At 41.6% G+C, this 19,427-nt stretch carries 20 protein-coding genes; 6 read left to right on the top strand and 14 right to left on the bottom strand.

The genetic code is table 11. From position 1 onward, the window contains the following. Nucleotides 1–40: 40 nt before the first annotated feature. Nucleotides 41–463 (top strand): DUF779 domain-containing protein, encoded by a 423-nt coding sequence (locus PSU78_RS09680; RefSeq protein ID WP_300387458.1) that lies wholly within the window; start codon nt 41–43, stop codon nt 461–463. Nucleotides 464–533: 70 nt separating this feature from the next. Here the strand turns inward: PSU78_RS09680 and PSU78_RS09675 are convergent, their stop codons facing one another. The 11 genes from PSU78_RS09675 to PSU78_RS09625 all read right to left on the bottom strand — a co-directional run bounded on the left by PSU78_RS09675 (nt 534) and on the right by PSU78_RS09625 (nt 12,149). Further along, nucleotides 534–3,233, bottom strand: coding sequence for an EAL domain-containing protein (locus PSU78_RS09675; protein ID WP_300387456.1), 2,700 nt, complete (start codon nt 3,231–3,233; stop codon nt 534–536). 108 nt (nt 3,234–3,341) lie between these two features. Next, nucleotides 3,342–4,016, bottom strand: a complete 675-nt coding sequence (gene cheZ / locus PSU78_RS09670; protein ID WP_300387454.1) for a protein phosphatase CheZ — start codon at nt 4,014–4,016, stop codon at nt 3,342–3,344. Nucleotides 4,017–4,018: 2 nt separating this feature from the next. Beyond that, nucleotides 4,019–4,417, bottom strand: coding sequence for a chemotaxis response regulator CheY (cheY, locus tag PSU78_RS09665; RefSeq protein ID WP_300387452.1), 399 nt, complete (start codon nt 4,415–4,417; stop codon nt 4,019–4,021). 183 nt (nt 4,418–4,600) lie between these two features. Then, on the bottom strand, nt 4,601–5,671 hold the full coding sequence (locus tag PSU78_RS09660; protein ID WP_300387451.1) for a chemotaxis response regulator protein-glutamate methylesterase: 1,071 nt from the start codon (nt 5,669–5,671) through the stop codon (nt 4,601–4,603). A gap of 64 nt (nt 5,672–5,735) precedes the next feature. Beyond that, complete coding sequence (gene cheD / locus PSU78_RS09655; protein WP_300387449.1) at nt 5,736–6,344, bottom strand: chemoreceptor glutamine deamidase CheD; 609 nt, start codon at nt 6,342–6,344, stop codon at nt 5,736–5,738. Next, a complete protein-coding gene (locus tag PSU78_RS09650) occupies nt 6,341–7,234 on the bottom strand; it encodes a CheR family methyltransferase (protein WP_300387447.1) in 894 nt (297 codons plus the stop codon). Before PSU78_RS09650 ends, cheD begins: the two co-directional genes overlap by 4 nt. A gap of 103 nt (nt 7,235–7,337) precedes the next feature. Next, nucleotides 7,338–8,027: a formaldehyde-activating enzyme gene (fae, locus tag PSU78_RS09645; RefSeq protein WP_300387445.1), complete on the bottom strand. Its 690-nt coding sequence runs from the start codon at nt 8,025–8,027 to the stop codon at nt 7,338–7,340. A gap of 433 nt (nt 8,028–8,460) precedes the next feature. After that, entirely contained in the window at nt 8,461–9,681 is a 1,221-nt protein-coding gene (locus PSU78_RS09640) for an argininosuccinate synthase (protein ID WP_300387444.1), read from the bottom strand. Nucleotides 9,682–9,693: 12 nt separating this feature from the next. Further along, on the bottom strand, nt 9,694–9,933 hold the full coding sequence (locus PSU78_RS09635; protein ID WP_300387442.1) for a hypothetical protein: 240 nt from the start codon (nt 9,931–9,933) through the stop codon (nt 9,694–9,696). A 69-nt stretch (nt 9,934–10,002) separates the two neighbouring features. After that, nucleotides 10,003–10,923 (bottom strand): ornithine carbamoyltransferase, encoded by a 921-nt coding sequence (gene argF / locus PSU78_RS09630; protein ID WP_300387440.1) that lies wholly within the window; start codon nt 10,921–10,923, stop codon nt 10,003–10,005. A 44-nt stretch (nt 10,924–10,967) separates the two neighbouring features. Beyond that, a complete protein-coding gene (locus tag PSU78_RS09625; RefSeq protein ID WP_300387438.1) occupies nt 10,968–12,149 on the bottom strand; it encodes an aspartate aminotransferase family protein in 1,182 nt (393 codons plus the stop codon). Between the two features lie 308 nt (nt 12,150–12,457). Between PSU78_RS09625 and PSU78_RS09620 the strand changes: the two genes are divergently transcribed. Both PSU78_RS09620 and PSU78_RS09615 read left to right on the top strand, forming a co-directional pair. After that, nucleotides 12,458–13,372, top strand: coding sequence for a DMT family transporter (locus tag PSU78_RS09620; protein WP_300387578.1), 915 nt, complete (start codon nt 12,458–12,460; stop codon nt 13,370–13,372). A gap of 97 nt (nt 13,373–13,469) precedes the next feature. Next, a complete protein-coding gene (locus tag PSU78_RS09615; RefSeq protein ID WP_300387436.1) occupies nt 13,470–14,093 on the top strand; it encodes a hypothetical protein in 624 nt (207 codons plus the stop codon). Nucleotides 14,094–14,157: 64 nt separating this feature from the next. Here the strand turns inward: PSU78_RS09615 and PSU78_RS09610 are convergent, their stop codons facing one another. Next, complete coding sequence (locus PSU78_RS09610; RefSeq protein WP_300387435.1) at nt 14,158–14,796, bottom strand: response regulator transcription factor; 639 nt, start codon at nt 14,794–14,796, stop codon at nt 14,158–14,160. Between the two features lie 43 nt (nt 14,797–14,839). Further along, entirely contained in the window at nt 14,840–16,201 is a 1,362-nt protein-coding gene (locus PSU78_RS09605; protein ID WP_300387433.1) for an ATP-binding protein, read from the bottom strand. Between the two features lie 137 nt (nt 16,202–16,338). On the opposite strand from PSU78_RS09605, the gene dhaL reads away from it, so the two are divergent. From dhaL to PSU78_RS09590, 3 genes are read left to right on the top strand one after another with little or no spacing between them, the layout of a single operon-like run. Then, a complete protein-coding gene (dhaL, locus tag PSU78_RS09600; protein WP_300387431.1) occupies nt 16,339–16,968 on the top strand; it encodes a dihydroxyacetone kinase subunit DhaL in 630 nt (209 codons plus the stop codon). 15 nt (nt 16,969–16,983) lie between these two features. Further along, the gene (gene dhaK / locus PSU78_RS09595; RefSeq protein ID WP_300387430.1) at nt 16,984–17,988 is read left to right on the top strand and encodes a dihydroxyacetone kinase subunit DhaK; all 1,005 of its coding nucleotides are present in this window, start codon (nt 16,984–16,986) and stop codon (nt 17,986–17,988) included. Further along, entirely contained in the window at nt 17,976–18,431 is a 456-nt protein-coding gene (locus PSU78_RS09590) for a hypothetical protein (RefSeq protein ID WP_300387428.1), read from the top strand. Before dhaK ends, PSU78_RS09590 begins: the two co-directional genes overlap by 13 nt. Here PSU78_RS09590 and PSU78_RS09585 read toward each other — a convergent pair. Next, nucleotides 18,428–19,246, bottom strand: coding sequence for an SAM-dependent methyltransferase (locus tag PSU78_RS09585; protein ID WP_300387426.1), 819 nt, complete (start codon nt 19,244–19,246; stop codon nt 18,428–18,430). The two genes, PSU78_RS09590 and PSU78_RS09585, sit on opposite strands and share 4 nt — an antisense overlap. Between the last annotated feature and the right edge of the window lie 181 nt (nt 19,247–19,427).

Raw genomic sequence — 19,427 nt, 5'->3', positions numbered from 1 at the left:
TATTTAGAAACTGGTCAATTAAGTTTTGGAGCTTAAATATATGAATACAGACACTATAGAGCGCCTTGCAACAGTGAATGAACGCGAAAAAACCAGACGTGTTTCAGCCACGCCTAGCGCATTAGCGCTTATTCATAGATTAACAGCTGAGTTTGGTCCTATCGTATTTCTGCAATCTGGTGGATGCTGTGAAGGAAGCGGCCCCATTTGTATGCCAATGAATGAATTTAACCCGAGCGCCTCAGACGTCATTTTGGGTGAATGGCAAGATGCAACATTTTACATGGGCGATAGTCACTTTACCTTTGCTGAAAATATGCATACGATTTTGGATGCGACTCCGAATTCTAGCGGATCATTTTCATTAGATTGCGGTACGGGTTTCGCCTTTATTACCAGCGGGCGATTGTATTCAGATGAAGAGTTGGCAAACTTGCCACCAGTAAAAAGAGTTGGACTCTGATAATTGGATGCTCAGCTTAGATAGGTTAAAAGGCTATAAATTAGAAAACAGAGGGTAAAATTTACTATTTTTATTCAAACAACTCTGGCTTAGCAACACCATAGCCTTGCGCATAATCCACGCCTATCTCTTTAAGCATACTGATAATTTCGTCATTCTCGGCAAACTCAGCAATAGTATGTAAGCCCATTACGTGGCCAACATTGTTAATAGATTCAACCATCGCACGATCTATCTTATTTTTAACAATGGCTTTAACAAACATGCCATCAATCTTAAGAAAATCGACTTCCAGATTTTTAAGATAAGCAAAAGAAGACAAGCCACTGCCAAAGTCATCTAGTGAGAAGCGACAGCCAATTTGGCGTAAAGCATGCATAAACTGTCGTGCTTTATTTAAATTAGCAATGACGGAAGTTTCGGTAATTTCAAAACAAATCCGACTCGTATCTACTTTGTGTAGTTTAATCTGTTCAACTACGTATTCTAAAAAGCCATCCTCAGACAAAGTTTGACCTGATAAATTGATTGCGCAAACATAGGGGAAAGCAGCACCTTTGCGGGCAATAATCGCCAGCGCTTCGCCAACTACCCAACAATCTATTTTAGGCATTAAGTGATAGCGTTCTGCAGCAGGTAAAAAATAACCTGGTGGATAATATGAGCCGTCCATTGCCTGCATACGGATTAACAGCTCACAATGAAGTTCAGCGCCTTCGGTTAAGCTTGCCATACGCTGAATATATAGAACGAACTGTTTATTTTCTAACCCTAAATGTATTCTAGAAACCCATTCAAGTTGGTTATTGTGTTCTTTAATATCAGAATCGTCAGAGCGGTATATGTGTATGCGATTCCCGCCTTGTTCTTTAGCGGTATAGCAGGCAGAGTCTACCGTGCTAAGCAACTCACTCAACGTTAAATTATGCAGCGGTGAAATTTCGGTAAGGCCCACACTTGCGCCTATTTTGAATACTTTATCATCAAAAGTGAAACGATACTCTCGTACCACTTCTAGCAAGCCTTCGACGATTTCTTGAGCTTTGACTAAGTCGCAACCCATTAATAATAAAGCAAACTCATCTCCCCCAAGACGCGCAAGCGTATCGGAGCTACGCACCTTGGCTTTCATATGATTAGTGAGTTGTTTTAGCAACACATCGCCTGCCATATGGCCGCAAGTATCATTCACTATTTTGAATTGATCTAAATCGATATAAGCAAGGCAATGTACTCGATTAGCGATAGCCGTATCATCAATGGCTGCTTGCGTTTTACGGTCAAACTCATAGCGATTTATCAGACCCGTTAATTGGTCATGTCTAGCTTGAAAAGTCAATTGATTAGACAATGTTCTAAGCATTGTCACATCGTGAAGCACCGTCACAATAGCAAAAGTATGGCCATCGCTATCATAAAGTGGGGAGGCCGATTTGCGTATCACAAATTCCTCACCATCGGCACGCTCCAATATCACCTCTTCTTGTGGGCTGTATGAATCGGTTAACCACTCACTACTCACTGGCGTAGTTTTATCTTCAGCGAGTAATTTAAATAAGACGCGCAAAGTTTTAATCTTCATTTCACTTAAATTAATGCCTGTAAGCCGCTCTGCGGCTGAGTTCATATAAAGCACGTAACCTGCTGGATTACTAGTAATGACGGCATCGGCAATGCCTTCAAGCGTCACTTGGGCGCGCTCTTTTTCTAATTGAAGTTCGTATTGAGAGTCTTCAATGCGGTCTAACATGCCATTAATACCGTGCGACAAAGTTGCTAGCTCATCATGACCATTAAGTTGCCTAATCCGAGTCGACATATCTGCGGTATCGCTAATCCGCTCCACGTCTTCACTCATACGTTCTAAGCGGATTAAAACCATTCTGTCTAGTATCCAGCTAATGGCCGCTAGCATTAAAGCGATGATTGAAGTAGACCACGAAAGGAAACTAGAGCTTGACTCTCCTTGCTCAAATATTTCACGACTACTTAAAGTGGATACCATCAGATTGGCCTGCCCATTAAAACTTTTCATCAGCGTATAACCTGCCACCTCTGTGCCATTTAAAGGTTTAATAACCGTGCCACTAATTGCTAAATTTTTCTCTAAATCAGCATCTTTACCATTTAACGATGGTTGAATAGTGAGCTTGGCACCTATGACTTTTTCAATATGCTCGATGAGCGTTTGATCAACATGACGCACCATAATTAAAGTACCGTGACTCATGCCTTTACTGGTGCTTGGTTGTATATCCATAGCCATGACAATGCAAAGGCCCTCTGGTGTCCAGAAAAATTCAGCCATATGGTCTTTATAAGGATTTAAAAAAATACCGCCTTTGCTGATAGCTTGTTCAAGTAGCTTGGGAATAATCCATGGCTTGCTATTGGTAAAATCGAACCCGCGTTTATATACAGCAACGCCTTCTGGGTTAACGAGGAGAATCGCTTTGACTTTGAGGTGATTGAAGGTTTCGTTCGTATAGTTAGAGTCGATATAGCGAGCATCTGGTTGCACCATGTATTGATAGGTGTCATCCCAATGTGCGTATTCACTTACGATACCTTCTAACTGCTGAGATTGCTCACTCAATAGCGTGACGGCGCTATTGACTTGAATTAAAGTTTTATTTGATTCTAACTTTGCATAGCCATCCAGCAGAACTGTTCGCGCTACTGTAAACAATATCGTAAACAGTAACACCATACCTGCCGCCACCACTAACAGCATCTTGGCGCGCAATCCCGTGAAGTGTTTATCTGCCATTTAGTTGACCAAAAGTATTTCTGATTGGTAGATTGAAAAACCACCAATGCTTAGGAGTTGAATACTAGTTAATTGATTCTAGGTAACCAATGTTAGTAATCTTTGCGATTAAAACCCTAAACTATCTAACAAATCATCCACTTGCTCCTGGCTTGCCACAACATCTACGGCAGTCGCGTCAATCTGTGGGCCATTCATTAATGTGGCTTTATCGTCATTCTCTTTCTCTTTTTTAGCCGTTGCTGGGGAAAAGTCTACTAGTACTTGTACTAATTGTCTTTCTAAGTCTTGAGCCAAGCCTGTAATTTTCTTGATAACCTGACCTGTCAAATCCTGAAAATCCTGAGCCATCATAATATCCATTAACAAGGCTTTGGTTTCAGTCGTATTTTTAACAGTCAACGTTAAGAACTCTAAAGTTTCATCGGCGATCTGGTTATATTCTCTTTTTAATGAAGGCTTTTCTAACACTTCTTTCCAGCTTATCTCTAAGGCGGACGCTCCATTGGCTAGCTCAGTTTGCAGCGGCGTAGCTAAATCAGTGGCATTTAGAACACGCTCTGCAGCCTGCTCGGTCATACGTGATACATAAGCTAAACGATCACGCGCATCTGGAATATCTTGCGCAACTTGTTCAAGAATTTTATCTAAACCCAAACCTTGCAAACTGTCATGCAGCAACCTAGTTACATGACCAATACGATTTAGCATCTCGTCACCTTGGTTAGCTACTGGCATGGGTTCAAGCTGTGTTGCTTGCTGTTGTAAAGACTCGCTATTCATCACTAAGCCCCTGCTTTTTCAAGCTTCTCAAATATTTTAGATAACTTCTCGTCCAAAGTTGCAGCTGTAAATGGTTTAACTACATAACCATTCGCACCGGCTTGCGCAGCGGCAATAATGTTTTCCTTTTTAGCTTCAGCCGTCACCATTAACACTGGCAAATGCTTCAGCTCAGGGTCAGCTCTAATATTTTGAAGCATAGTTAAGCCATCCATATTTGGCATATTCCAATCTGACACTACAAACTCGAATCCACCACCCTTAAGCTTACTAAGCCCTATTGCACCGTCTTCAGCCTCATCTACATTGGTGTAACCAAGCTCTTTTAATAAATTTCTGACGATCCTGCGCATGGTTGAAAAATCATCCACGACAAGAAATTTTGTATTTAGGTTGGCCATGCATTACTCCATAAAAAATAGTCGTTCATAGAATTCGAAATCAGCCTCAAATACATTAAATGACTTATTCTGATTCTTTCTTTATTCATTATTACTTACTTCATCTCAAGCTTTATTCGAGATTAGCGACACAAAAGCGACGCTTTTCCTAGCTACATATTTCCATGATCACACTTACTCACATTACACACGCAAAGCGCGAGAGCTATTAGCCATTAGGTAGTTCAACACTAACTTAGGTAAATCATTCAAATGTGCCACCTCATCTACCCCACCATGTGCAACAGCCTCTTTAGGCATGCCGTAGACTACGCAGCTTTCTTCATTTTGAGCAAAGTTGTAAGCGCCCGCCTCTCGCATTTTAGCCATACCAACCGCACCATCTTTGCCCATGCCAGTTAAAATCACGCCGATCACATTCTTACCTGCATATTCTGCAGCGGATGCAAATAACACATCGACTGATGGTTTGTGTCGATTGACTGGTGCCTCATCACTCAACTGAGTGACATAGTTAGCACCACTTCTAGCCAACAATAAGTGCCTATCGCCAGGGGCAATATAAGCGTGACCAGGCAATATACGCTCACCTCCTGCGGCTTCCTTGACGGAAATCTGGCATAGAGAATCTAGGCGATTTGCGAATGATTTGGTGAAGCCTGCAGGCATGTGCTGTGTAATTAAAATACCAGGGCAGTCTGAGGGCATTTGCAACAAGAACGATTTAATTGCTTCTGTTCCGCCTGTAGAGGCACCTATGATTAATAACTTCTCACTACTGATTAATGGATTACGCAATGGCGTTGGTGCAGCACTACTACTTTGAGTTGTGACATGTCGCTGTAATGTCGCAATTCTTGCTTGCGAGGCCGCACGAATCTTATCAGCAATAATATCCGTATATTCGCGCATGCCCTCTGAAATAGACATTTTAGGCTTAGTCACAAAATCTATTGCGCCAAGCTCAAGTGCACGCATGGTAATTTCAGAACCACGCTCAGTTAATGTTGAAACCATGACTACAGGCATTGGGCGCAGACGCATCAACTTTTCTAAAAAGTCTAAGCCATCCATCTTTGGCATTTCGACATCCAAAGTCAGCACATCTGGATTTAACTGTTTAATCATTTCACGCGCAATAATTGGGTCAGGCGCAGCGCCAACCACCTCCATATCAGCTTGACTATTGATAATCTCAGTTAACAGGCTGCGAATTAATGCGGAATCATCAATCACCAGTACTCGTATTTTCATTTTATTTTCTCTTCTTGATTTTAGAAGTTCTTCTTATATTAATTACTCATTAATGAGTGAGTCATCAAAACAAATCAATTTCACCACCTACATCTGCCACTTTAAGTTTGCTTGCGTAAGCCTCTTCACGTTGGACTAATGTATCGTTGTGCATATTTTTAAGTTTTTTGACTAACACTCGGCCAGTTTTTGGAAAGTAATAAACTTTTCTGGGGTAAATATCTAGCAAGTCCTCGCTAGTCACTCGAATACGCTCTTCTTTTAAAAATTTGCGTACAAAGATGGCGTTGCGGTCGCCAACGTTCATGGTGGTAAAGCTTTTTAGTACATTACCGCCGCCAAAAATCTTGGCTTCCAGGTTCTCGCGGCGAGCACCATTTCGTAATAATTGGTTAATCAGCACCTCCATGGCATAGGTACCATATCGCATAGATTCTGACACTGGGCTATCTTTATCGGCCGCAGCGCTATCAGGCAGCATAAAGTGATTCATCCCGCCAATACCAGTAATGCTGTCGCGTATGCAGGCCGAGACACAAGAACCTAATACCGTGACAATCACCATATCTTTGTCGGTATAGTAATATTCACCAGGGGATATTTTTGCTGCGTTACAGTCAAATGTGCGGTCGAAATAGAGTGTGGTAGAAATTTCTTCTTGTAGCATACTCATACAATTCTTTCTTTTACCAGATTTGAAGTACGTTTAATCGTTTTGCCATCGTTTAATTCATACACAGTTTTTCCGCGCAAATGGAAATCGTTAGACACGTACAGGAAGTTCTCAGAATGCCCTGCGAACAAGATCGCATGCGGCTTCATTAAAGGTACAAAATGACTCAAAATTTTGGTTTGAGTCGGTTTATCAAAATAAATCATCACATTTCTGCAAAAAATAGCATCAAATGGTTCACCTAAACTCCATTGATCATCAAGCAAATTCAACTGCTCGAAAGTAATCAAGCTACGCAACTCATTCCTTACGCGGACTGAACCTTCATGCGCGCCCGTGCCTTTTTGGAAAAACTGTTTACGACGCCCATCCGACAGTTTGCTTACTCGCTCATACGGATAAACGCCACGTGAAGCGGTGGCAAGCACATTGGTATCAATATCTGTAGCAATGATTTCTACTGGCGGCTTCATCGTGCCAAACGCCTCGCATGCTGTCATCGCAATGGTATAGGGCTCTTCACCTGTTGAAGCGGCAGAGCACCAAATTCGAATAGGTTTTTTAAGGCTAACTAGATGTTCGGCAAGAATAGGAAAGTGATGTTCTTCACGGAAAAATGAAGTGAGGTTTGTTGTGAGTGCATTAGTGAAAGCTTCCCACTCTTCTGGGCTGTTTTCATTTTCAAGGCTATCTAGATATGTTTTAAATGAATCAAAACCAACTGTGCGCAATCTACGACCAATTCGACTATACACCATGTCTGACTTAGCTTCTGAAAGTGAGATGCCAGCATGCTGATAGATGAGTTTACGAACTCGACTAAAATCATTGTTAGTAAAGTCAAACTCGCGATCATTCTGCACTTCTTTAGTTGATTTTTCTTTTAGCATCACAAACTTTCGTTAAATTTAGAGCAAACCTAACCCCGTGTATGGCAAGCAAGTCACTTGCCATACATTGAGCAGGCTTATCAATGGCTAAATTACGTCTACTCTATGTAGATGACTTGCGACCACGCATCTCACTTAATGCAATGTCAGAAGGATCGAACTCTGGCTCTTTTGCAATATTTGGATTACGATTTTTCATTTGTTCAATGGCACGTGCACTTAAAGCATCAGCCGCTCTTCTGTTGCGCTCTTCTTTACTTTTTGCAGCAAATGGATGTGCTGTGTCTTGATAAATTTTTAATAACTCAGCAGCTTTTGGTTCGCGGTTGATGGCATTCTTAATTGCCATTTTAGTCGCCTCATAGTTCCAATCTTGAATACGATCGTCCATGTCTGCTGATTGGTCAATAAATACACCAATACAGATAAATACGTCATCTGCTTCTTCTACTGGAATAGTACCGTCAGCCACGCAATCCATCACTGCCATTGAAATACCACGCTGTGCGGGGCCAAACATTTGTAAAGACTGTTTAGTGTTTCTTAAGGTTACTTTGTTAAACATCACAGTGTTTGGTTTCACCATTAAGTTAGGCGCAACAATCGCTAGCAAACCATTTACACCTTCTTTTTGGTCGGTTAATGTGCGACAAAAAGCGTCTTCTGCTGGACTGCCACGAGGGCCAATAATCAAATCAATATGTGCTACATTTTTAAGATCTAAACCAATACCATCTGGACGATTTTCAATCACTAACGCTTCACCAATTAAAACACGGTCAATTACAGCCATTTTTATTCTCCTGAATATAAAATTATTACTGCTCAAATTTGGCATTGCAAAAAGCATTGCCATCTACTTCCCTCAATTGAGCTAAAACTACAATACGCCCAAATTTCATCATATCTAGTTAAGCAAATGAATTGAGTTGCTTACATCTTCTATTATGAAGATTGTTAATAAATCGTATCTTTGGAATAAACAGGTAAAAACCATTTAAATCTACAACCTCTAATCACCCTTATACGAAAGCTTAAACAAGTTCAATTAAAACTAAATAATGAAGAATCTAACAATACTCTGCATGAGTAACAATTGCACAAATAAAAAGAGCCTGATAAAAATCAGGCTCTTTTATTAAGATTATTTGTAAAGCTAGCTATCTGAAAATGGCTTTTACAAAAATTAATGACATAAAAAAAGGGGCAGATTCTGCCCCTTTCACTTATTGCCTATTTTTCAAATTGGCCGCAATTCGCAACCTTAATGCATTCAGCTTAATAAAGCCGCCTGCATCTTTTTGATCGTATGCGCCTTTGTCATCCTCAAAAGTAGCAATGGTAGAGTCAAATAATGAGTTAGTTTTACTATCACGCCCAACAACAATCACATTACCTTTATAAAGTTTAACGCGCACCCAACCATTCACAGTGCTTTGTGTATGGTCAATCAGGGTTTGCAGCGCAACACGCTCTGGACTCCACCAGTAGCCGTTGTAAATCATGCTGGCGTAACGCGGCATTAAATCATCTTTTAAGTGCGCCACTTCACGGTCTAAGGTAATGCTTTCAATCGCACGATGGGCTTTAAGCATGATGGTGCCGCCTGGTGTTTCGTAACAACCACGTGATTTCATGCCCACGTAACGATTTTCCACTAAATCTAAACGGCCAATACCGTGTTTGCCGCCAATGGTATTTAGATGCGCCAAAAGCTCATGCGACTTCATTGCTTGACCATTCAAACTGACAGGGTCGCCATTCACGTATTCAATGTCTAAGTATTCGGCTGCATCTGGCGCCTTTTCTGGGCTAACACTCCAGCGCCACATTGACTCTTCAGCTTCTGCCGCTGGGTTTTCTAAATGACGACCTTCGTATGAAATATGTAGCAAGTTAGCATCCATACTGTATGGACTGCCGCCCTGTTTATGCTTCATATCGACAGGAATGCCATGTTTTTCGGCATATGCCATGAGCTTTTCACGGCTAAGTAAATCCCACTCACGCCAAGGAGCGATAATTTGAATGTTTGGGTTAAGCGCATAAGCACCTAGTTCAAAACGTACTTGGTCATTGCCTTTACCTGTTGCACCATGTGAAATAGCATCAGCATTGGTTTCACGAGCAATTTCAATGAGTCGTTTTGCAATTAAAGGACGGGCAATTGACGTACCTAATAGATATTCGCCTTCATATACGGTATTAGCGCGGAACATTGGAAACACGAAATCACGCACGAACTCTTCGCGTACATCATCAATATAGATTTCTTTTACGCCCGCTGCCTTAGCTTTTGCTCGTGCAGGTTCTAGCTCTTCGCCCTGACCTAAATCAGCGGTAAATGTAACAACTTCACATTGGTACTCATCTTGCAGCCATTTCAAAATTACCGAAGTGTCCAAACCACCTGAATAGGCTAGTACAACTTTGTTTACTTTACTCATTACTTCTAATCCTTAATCCGTAAATAATTCAAACGCTATTAAAAAGCCAACACTCACCATCATTACCATACCAAATATAAAAAACCTGTCAGCATAAAGCTCTGCTTTTACTAGCTTATCCTTATGCCTAATTGACCAATATGACAACATCATGCTGGTGAGAAAAAACAGGCTATCAATGGCTAGTAAATTATCTGCCCAAGACGAAATAGCTTTTTTAGGCGCTAGCTGTATAACAGAAATTACTGTCATACAAACGCCAATCATAGTGGCTGATACAGGCAGTATATGGCTTGAAAGGATATTCTCCTTTTTATCCATCTAAATGCTTACTCGACCTAATAACAAATATTCCATCAATGCTTTTTGCACATGCAGGCGATTCTCCGCTTCATCCCAAACCACTGACTGCGCACCATCGATCACATCAGCAGCAACCTCTTCACCGCGATGCGCTGGTAAACAATGCATAAATAAGGCATCTTTTGCTGCAACACGCATCATGTCGCCATCGACTTGCCAATCGGCAAAGTCACGTAAACGCTCTTCATTCTCAGCTTCAAAACCCATGCTAGTCCACACATCCGTGGTCACTAGATCTGCACCTTTTGCAGCCTCCATTGGATCTGCAAACTCTTCGTAATGATCGTTTCCATACAGGTTAGCGCGTTCAGCCTCAACCTCGTAACCTGGTGGCGTAGAAACGTGTACATTGAAATCCAGTACTTCTGCAGCCTGTAACCAGGTATTACACACATTATTGCTGTCACCAATCCAAGCAACTGTTTTACCTTGAATAGAACCACGATGTTCAATAAAAGTGAAAATATCTGCCAAAATTTGACATGGGTGATATTCATTGGTTAAACCGTTAATCACTGGAACGCGAGAATTAGCAGCAAAACGTTCGATAATTTCTTGCTCAAAAGTACGAATCATCACGATGTCACTCATGCGCGAAATCACCTGCGCAGCATCTTCCACTGGCTCACCGCGGCCTAATTGCGAATCGCGTGTATTGAGATAAATCGCAGAACCGCCTAGTTGATGCATACCAGCTTCAAAAGATAGGCGCGTACGCGTGCTGGCTTTCTCAAAAATCATCACTAATGTACGGTCTTGCAAAGGCCAATATTGCTGATAAGTTTTGAACTGCTTTTTAATCACGTGAGCGCGTTCGAAAACATACTCGAGCTCATCACGATTTAAGTCATTGAATTGTAAAAAATGTTTTATTGCCATAATGGTTTACCACAGTGGTTTTTGCTTTAAATTCTATTGTACTGCTAACTGTTTAAAAAGGCCTTAATGATGGTAGATAACCTTTTCACCAACTCATTCGCTTCAGATTCATTCATGACTAATGGCGGTAACAAACGCACCACTTTATCAGCCGTTACATTGATGAGCATTTTTTCTGCAAGTGCCATTTTCACCAAATCGCCACATGGTCTGTCTAGCTCGATGCCTATCATCATGCCAGCATTACGCACAACAACGACACCTTTAGTCTCGCTAAATTCCGCATTAAAACCTTCACGAATCAGATTGCCGATTTTTTCTGCATTCTCACGCAAACCCTCTTCTTCGATAATATTCAAAGTGGCTAGACCTGCTGCAGTTGCTAATGGGTTGCCGCCAAAAGTTGAACCATGTTTACCATAAGTAAACACTTCTGCTGCTTTACCACTGGCGACACAAGCACCAATCGGAACACCTGAACCTAGGCCTTTTGCAAGGCTCATCACATCTGGCTTGATAGTAGTATGCTGGAACGCAAACCAAGTGCCAGTGCGAGCAATACCTGTTTGCACTTCATCTAACATCAATAGCCAACCATGAGCATCGCAAATTGCACGCAACTCTTCTAAATAGCCGCTCGCATCTTTAGGAATATTAATGCCGCCCTCGCCTTGCACTGGCTCAACTAATACCGCAACAACATTAGAGTTGCGAGAAGCGACTTGCTTAACTGCCTCAATATCATCATAAGGCACACGAACGAACCCACTCACCAGCGGCTCAAAACCTGCTTGCACTTTGCGATTACCCGTCGCAGAAAGTGTTGCCATGGTACGGCCATGGAATGACTTATCCATAACAATAATTTCAGGGTTAACAATCCCTTTGTTATGGCCATAAAGTCTGGCTAACTTAATGCTGGCTTCGTTGGCTTCACAACCAGAGTTGCAGAAAAACACTTTATCCATGCCTGAAATTTCACACAGCTTGTCAGCTAATGCTTCTTGCTCAGCAATGTTATAAATATTCGATACATGAATGAGCTTGGCCGCTTGTTCACTAATCGCCTTCACCAATTTAGGATGCGCATGACCCAAGCCATTGACTGCAACCCCAGCCAGCGCGTCCAAATACTTATCGCCTTTATCATCGTATAACCACACGCCATCACCTTTAGTAAAGGTGACTGGCTGACGTGAATAAGTATTCATTAAATGATCTGACATATCGCTTATTAAACCTGACTTAACATTTCAAAAAGAAAACGGCGGCAAATGCCACCGTTACAAACTGAGTCTAATGGATTTTCATGTGGCAAAAATATTACCCAAACCGCATTAATATAATCCAAGAATTCTAATTATTTACTATCTAACTTTTTAATTAAACATTATATGTGAGATTATCTGAAAACCCTTTAATTGGCAAGTCTAGCTAACTTCAACATACCCATATAACGCCACTTCACATGAAAATAAAACATAAAAAAATAAAAGCCAAATCTGAACCCAATTCTGGCTCCAAGTCAGACTCCATGTCCAAATCAAATTTAAGCCGTTTCACCTTACCTAACCTAGGTAGTTTATGGATGCTAGTCGCTGCGCTGGGCTTTGCCATCATGGGGGCTTTGGTGAAAGTCGGCGCACAAAAATTCAGCAGCAGTGAGTTGGTATTTTATCGCTCTGTATTCGGTTTAATCGTCATTTGGCTTTATATCGCAGCTAATAAACTACCTTTAGCTACCCCTGTCATGTTTAAGCAAATGTCACGCGCTGTGGTTGGCTTTGTTTCACTTGTATTATTTTTCTATGCGATTGCACATTTGCCTCTTGCTACGGCCATTACACTCAACTATACATCGCCTTTGTTTTTGGCCATATTTACACCGCTTTTATTACATGAGAAACCTAAAAAGTCATTATTTATTGGCCTCATCATTGGCTTTATTGGGGTGAGTCTGCTGCTTAAACCTAATTTTACCAGTGCAGATTGGTTAGCTGGCGGCATAGGTTTACTTTCAGGCATAGGTGCGGCATTCGCTTACATACACGTCAAACAACTAGGCAAAGCCAATGAGCCTGATTGGCGGACTGTTTTCTATTTCACGCTTATTTCAACGATAGGCGCTGGTTTATGGATGTTTTTTGATTACTTTCATACAATTGAATGGCAAGATTTACCTGTTCTACTTGGATTAGGATTTTCTGCAACAATTGCACAACTAGCTATGACACGTGCTTACCGAACAGGCAATACGCTCGTTGTAGCAAGCTTGGCTTATGTCACAGTGGTGCTAGCAAGTTTATTCGGCGTGCTGTGGTGGAATGAGCATTTAAGCTTAGATGCATGGATTGCAATCGCACTGATTATACTCAGCGGCGTGATTAGCGTGCGCACCACTCAAACATCTAATCAAACGGCTTTAAATCAAGCAGAGAAAACAGCCTAACAAACAATTAAAACAATAAGTTAGCCTTTTATTTAACTGGACAATCTCACTATTCAGCAGTAATCTAACCCTCCCACGTTAACAACACATGCGTCTTATGGCACATCAAAGTATGATTAGATGGTTGGCATTAGCTAGATGGCTAACATTAGCATTGTTAGTTTCAACGCTTTGCGGCTGTTTGGGCGGCACTGTTGCACAGCAACTTGTGCGATCCATGCTAATGCATGGTGCTGATAGCGCTACAGCAGCAGCACTAGATGCTAATGAAGAAAAACAAAAGCTTGCCGCTCAAAAAATGCCAATTCAAGGCACAACGCCAGATAAGTACGACATTGCATTTATTAATGCCAGCTTCGAAGAAGTTAAACCTCAGATTGAGCCTTTACCTCAAGCATCCTTTGACGAAGAAAAGCCCGTTCAATTAATACAAGAAGCTAAATTAGTGCAAGTTGAGGTGTGGAGCTTGCTGATAGGCGATGAAAAGCAACATATTCTTGAAACAGCGAAGAAACAAGGCTCAGCCGAACTGCCCCCAGAAAATGAATGGCAACAAAGCCAAATTGCCATTGGTGCTACTAGCAGCACTAAGCTGAGCAAACAAGAAGTGATTACGTTTTTGATACCAGCGGAAATAGGTAAGTTACACAGCGGCTCTAAGGCGCTTGTTGAGTTATCTACAGTTGGGCAATTGAGTGTGGCGCGTTACGCAGTGAATTAAGCCAAATAGCCTAAAGAATTAGGCTGCGGATTTAAGCTATTTTATTTACTTAAGCTATTTTATTCTAAGCATCCAGCAAACCACTGCGCATAGCGATCAGCGCGATTTCAGCCGAATTATTTGCATTAAGCTTTTGTTTGATATTATAAAGATGTGTGCCGACAGTCCGTGGACTTAAAAACAAAGTTTCGGCAATTTCATTAGTGGTTTTACCTTTGGCTAAGGCCATAAATACTTCAAACTCGCGCGGTGACAATACATCAACAGGGTTTTGGTCGCCCGACAATTGTTGTATCGCCATTTGTTGCGCAACACTTGCTTCTAAGTACTTTTTACCTGTGGAAACTACGCGAATGGCTTTAATCATCTCTTCGGCTGCACTGCGTTTAGTTAAATAGCCCATCGCCCCAGCATTTAATACGCGTTTAGGATGCACAGAATCTTCATGTGCGGACAATACCAAAATCTTGGCAGAGCTATCTTTAGCCAAAATCCGTTCAATTGCCTCTAAGCCGCCAATACCTGGCATCGTAATATCCATCACAACTACATGTGGCTTAAATTCAACAAAACGTTGTATAGCTTGCTCGCCGCTTTCAGCTTCGGCAATGACTTTAATATCAGAGTCTGACTCTAGCAGCATCTTAAACCCCATGCGCACTACTGCGTGATCATCGACTAACATTACATTGATTAAGCTCATATTTTATCCATTATTTATATTTCTAATACTTAGTTTCAAATGCCTAAGCCTGTTCCGACAACACTTGCGGTATATTAATGTAGAGGGTTGTTCCTTGATTCGGTTCAGAAGTAATGCTAAACCTACCGTGAAAACCCTGCACTCGCTCGCGCATGCCTAACAAACCAAAGTGTTGGGTTTGGTCAACCATTTCTATATTCATGCCAACTCCATTATCTTTAATTGTAAGCGCGATGTTAGCCGCCTCAGTATTACTGACATCGGCCAACACTGCCAATTTAATATCAATGATGCTTGCCTGCGCATGTTTAAGTGCATTATTAATACCCTCTTGTACGATGCGATAAATATTAATATTCAGCGTTTCACCAAGCTTATCCAGATTACCTTCCAAACTTAGATTAATCTTCATTTCTGGATGAAGGTTTTGCCAATATTGCACAGCATCTTTCAGCGTTTCAGATAGCCCGAGGTTATCCAGCGCGCCGGGGCGAAGCTTGCGTACGATATTATGCATGCCATCGTAAATCTGATTAGCGGCAGACACAATCACTTGCGCATTGCTTGAAATATCAGGTGATTTTTCTTTGGTTTTATTAACAATGGCAACCGCAAAAGTCTTAATCGCCGTCACATATTGACCTAGCTCATCATGTAACTCTCTGGCTAAACTACGGCGTTCATCCTCGATATGACTTTGAATAAGCTGGGTTAATTGGCGATTTTCTTCTAACTGGCGCTCGGCAGCGAGTGATTCCGCCATTCGATTGAGGCTATGACCAATGCGATCAAACTCAGGCAATGTGAAAGTAGGTAAACGTGTAGTTAAGTCACCTTTTTCCATGCGATTAATTGAGGCCAATATACGGTTTACTGGTCTAAGAGAATGGCTTAACAATGCATAAACCAAGACATTGAGCAGTACGAAAAAAATCAAACCTACCCACATCAACTGACTAAAACCCGCCCAAGCTTCACGAATAGAACCTGCCGCGCTTGATGAAACCACTAAAGTACCATAGCGAATTTTGCGTTCTACAGTTTCAGTTTTAGGCGCCACCAATTTAACAAACCATTCAGGCGGGTGAACATGACTTTTAAAAGTAGATTCTGGCGATTCGTAAAGCACATTGCCTCGAATATCGTAAAGCATAATGTGGCTACTGCGCACATAACCTAACGATTGCAAAAAGCTCTGCAACACTTTATGCGTTGGCCCGTACTCAGGATTAAGCGCCGAACTAATAATGACAGTATCAAGCAACTGCACCGTAACGCGACTTGCCGCTTCTACGCGTTCGCGTATAGAAATTCGAGTGTCATTGACTAAAATTGTACCCACCACCAAAATAAAGGCGAGGGATAGTAGCGTAATCAATAAATTTAGGCGGAATTTTAAGCTCATCAATAGTAATCAATTAGAGTTTAGTGAGTCGTGTTGTCATGGCAAGTTAACATGTGTAGAGTTTAACAACTTTAATTCAATCACCATATAGTGTTAATCACTAAACTATTGATACAAACCACTGATACAAACTAAATATGAAAACCGAATTCATCATAGAAGCAGCACTAGCGATTCAACAAACAATTTTAGCCAATGAAAGTACATTGGAATCGCTAGATCGTGAAATTGGAGATGGTGACCACTATATCAACATGAAACGTGGTGCGACCACTGTGGCTGAAATGCAAACCGACTTAGCGTCACTAAAACCTGATGAAGCCTTAAATAAAATCGGCATGAAGCTACTCAGCACTATTGGCGGGGCTTCTGGGCCATTACTGGCTAGTTTTTTCATGAGCATGGCTAAAGTACTTAAAGAAAATGGCGATGAATCAAACTTAAAAATAGCCGCAGCTTTTGCTGGCGGTGTACAAGCTATTATTCAACGCGGCAAAGCGGGCATTAGTGAAAAAACCATGCTAGATGTACTGATTCCAGTTTCAAATCAATTTGTACTGTTAGCCACACAAAACTGCAATGTTAAGTTGATATGCGCAACGCTCATCCACACCGCCGAACAAGGCATGCTCTCAACCAAAAACTTAATTGCCACTAAAGGCCGTGCAGCCGGCTTGGGTGAACGTGCCATAGGGCATATAGACCCAGGCGCAAAGAGTTGCCAGCTAATGATAGAAGCTGTTTGTAAGTTAATATTAGAAAAATAAAAAAGGGAAAGTCACATGAAAAAATTTATTAATAATGTTGACCATATTTTAGTTGAAAGCCTTTCTGGTTTCGCCAAAGCGCATAGCGACTTAGTAGAACTTCACCTCGAACCCAATTTTCTAACGCGCGCTGACAAAGCAACAAACAAAGTCGCTATTATCTCTGGTGGCGGCTCTGGCCACGAGCCGCTCCATGCTGGCTACATTGGTTATGGAATGTTAGACGCCGCTTGCCCAGGCCATGTTTTTACTTCTCCCACACCCGACCAAATGCTTATGGCAGCTGAAGCAGTGCATGCCGATAAAGGCGTATTGTTTATTGTTAAAAACTACGCAGGCGATGTGATGAACTTCGAAATGGCAGCTGAAATGTTGCCTTTTGAAAATGCTACTGTACTCACCAGTGACGATTGCGCTGTAGTGAACAGCACTTACACCACTGGGCGTCGTGGTGTGGCAGGCACGGTGATTGTAGAAAAATGTATAGGCAGTTTGGCAGAAACGGGCGCTGCCTTACAAGCTTGCAAGGCACTTGGCGATAAGGTTAACAATCGCACCGCTAGTATTGGTGTGGCGCTTACCAGCTGCACAGTGCCAGCGGCTGGACGCCCTACTTTTGATATTAGCGAGTCTGAGATCGAGATGGGCGTTGGCATACACGGTGAACCAGGTCGCAGACGTGAAACCATGCGCCCAGCAGATGAAATTATTGGTGACTGCGTCGAAGCTATCATCACAGACTTTAAATCAAGAAACTTACACCCTAACCACAAGCATGAAGCTTTATTGCTGGTTAATGGCTTTGGCGCTACACCATTGATGGAGCTTTACCTCATCTACAACACTGCCGCCAAGTTATTCAATTTGCACAACATTGAAATTTCACACTCTTTAGTCGGTAATTACACCACCGCGCTTGATATGGCTGGCGCATCAATTACGCTATGCTTGTTGGATGATGAAATAACTAAACATTGGGACAGCCCAGTGCATACGGCAGCGTTACGTTGGGGCAAATAGGCATTAATATGATCAGTATAAACTTCAAGTCTATATTTCTTGGCTTCTTAGCTGGTCCATTTGTGGCAGGCATAGTCTCAATGGCCAATAACTATTTAGCGGTATCACTCGTACCTGTAATTTTCACAAGTTTAAGCGCAGGAATAAATTGGATTAACGGCTATTTTTTAATCTCTAACTTTCTAATTAATGCAGCATTTTCATTGCTAGGTGGCTATGTTGCTGGGCGAGTAGCAAAGCAAGATGAATATTTATATGCGGTGGCGGTAGCAATTCTTGGAGTATCAGCAACTATTGGGCTTTCTATGCTTACAGCCCAGAAATTTAATTTACCATTTATGCAACTTAGCCATGTTTTTAAACTACTTTTAACAACAATACCCTACGCGATGTTGGGTGCGTATTTATCTCACGCTAAAAATATAAAAGAAGATATAAACTAATTTAGAAACCTATCTGTTAATGCTTCTAAATTAAGTTCTTTTAGTATAGCGCTCAATCGCTCCTGCGCATTCTTGCGTGGCTGTCCAGTGTATTTGGCAATAATCAGTTCGTTTTTCATAGAGTGCTCCCAACCCACTAGCTCAGTCACAGTAAGTTGATAGCCAGCGGCTTCTAGCTGTAAACAACGCAGCACATTGGTTATTTGGCTACCAAATTCGCGTGTATGAATTGGATGACGCCAGATCTCACTTAAAGGCGTTTTGCCAAAACTTTCATTCTTGTGCTGGCGTAACACTTCCGCCACTTCTGCCTGACAACATGGCACTAGCACCATGTATTTGGCTTTTTTCTTTAAACCAAATTGAATCGCATCATCTGTAGCGGTATTACAAGCATGTAGCGCTGTGACAATATCTACTGTGTCTGGCAAAGTGTTAGAAGTAATAGACTCTTCCACACTTAAATGCTGAAAACCCATACGCTCAAAATGCAAATCTGCGGCTAGTTGGCGTGATTTTTCAACCAACTCAGCACGAGTTTCAATACCCACCACCTGCCCTGCGTCATGCTGTTTAAGCAATAAATCATACAAAATAAAACCCAGATACGATTTACCTGCGCCATGGTCAACCATGGTTGGATTAGGATTTTTTGCTAACACCTCATTAAACAATGGCTCAATAAAATTCACCAAATGATAAACCTGCTTGAGCTTACGGCGACTGTCTTGGTTAAGCTTCCCGTCACGCGTCAAGATGTGCAACGCTTTAAGTAGCTCGATGGATTGGTTAGGTTTTATTTCAGGTATTTGCATGTGTGTATTTTAAGCCATAAACACTAAACTAAAGATAAACTCAGATAAAAACTTGATTTGTAGTACTCAATGTTAAAATGCAGAAAAATCTCATTGTTTAATGCCTCGAAAATTAAAAATGTTTAAACAAGACGAGGCGCGAAATTATTTTGGATGCGCCGCATATGGGTTATATGCAAGC

The organism is Methylotenera sp. (assembly GCF_029945705.1).
In the GTDB taxonomy this organism is placed as follows: Bacteria; Pseudomonadota; Gammaproteobacteria; order Burkholderiales; family Methylophilaceae; genus Methylotenera.
This window is presented reverse-complemented; position numbering and strand designations above follow the sequence as displayed.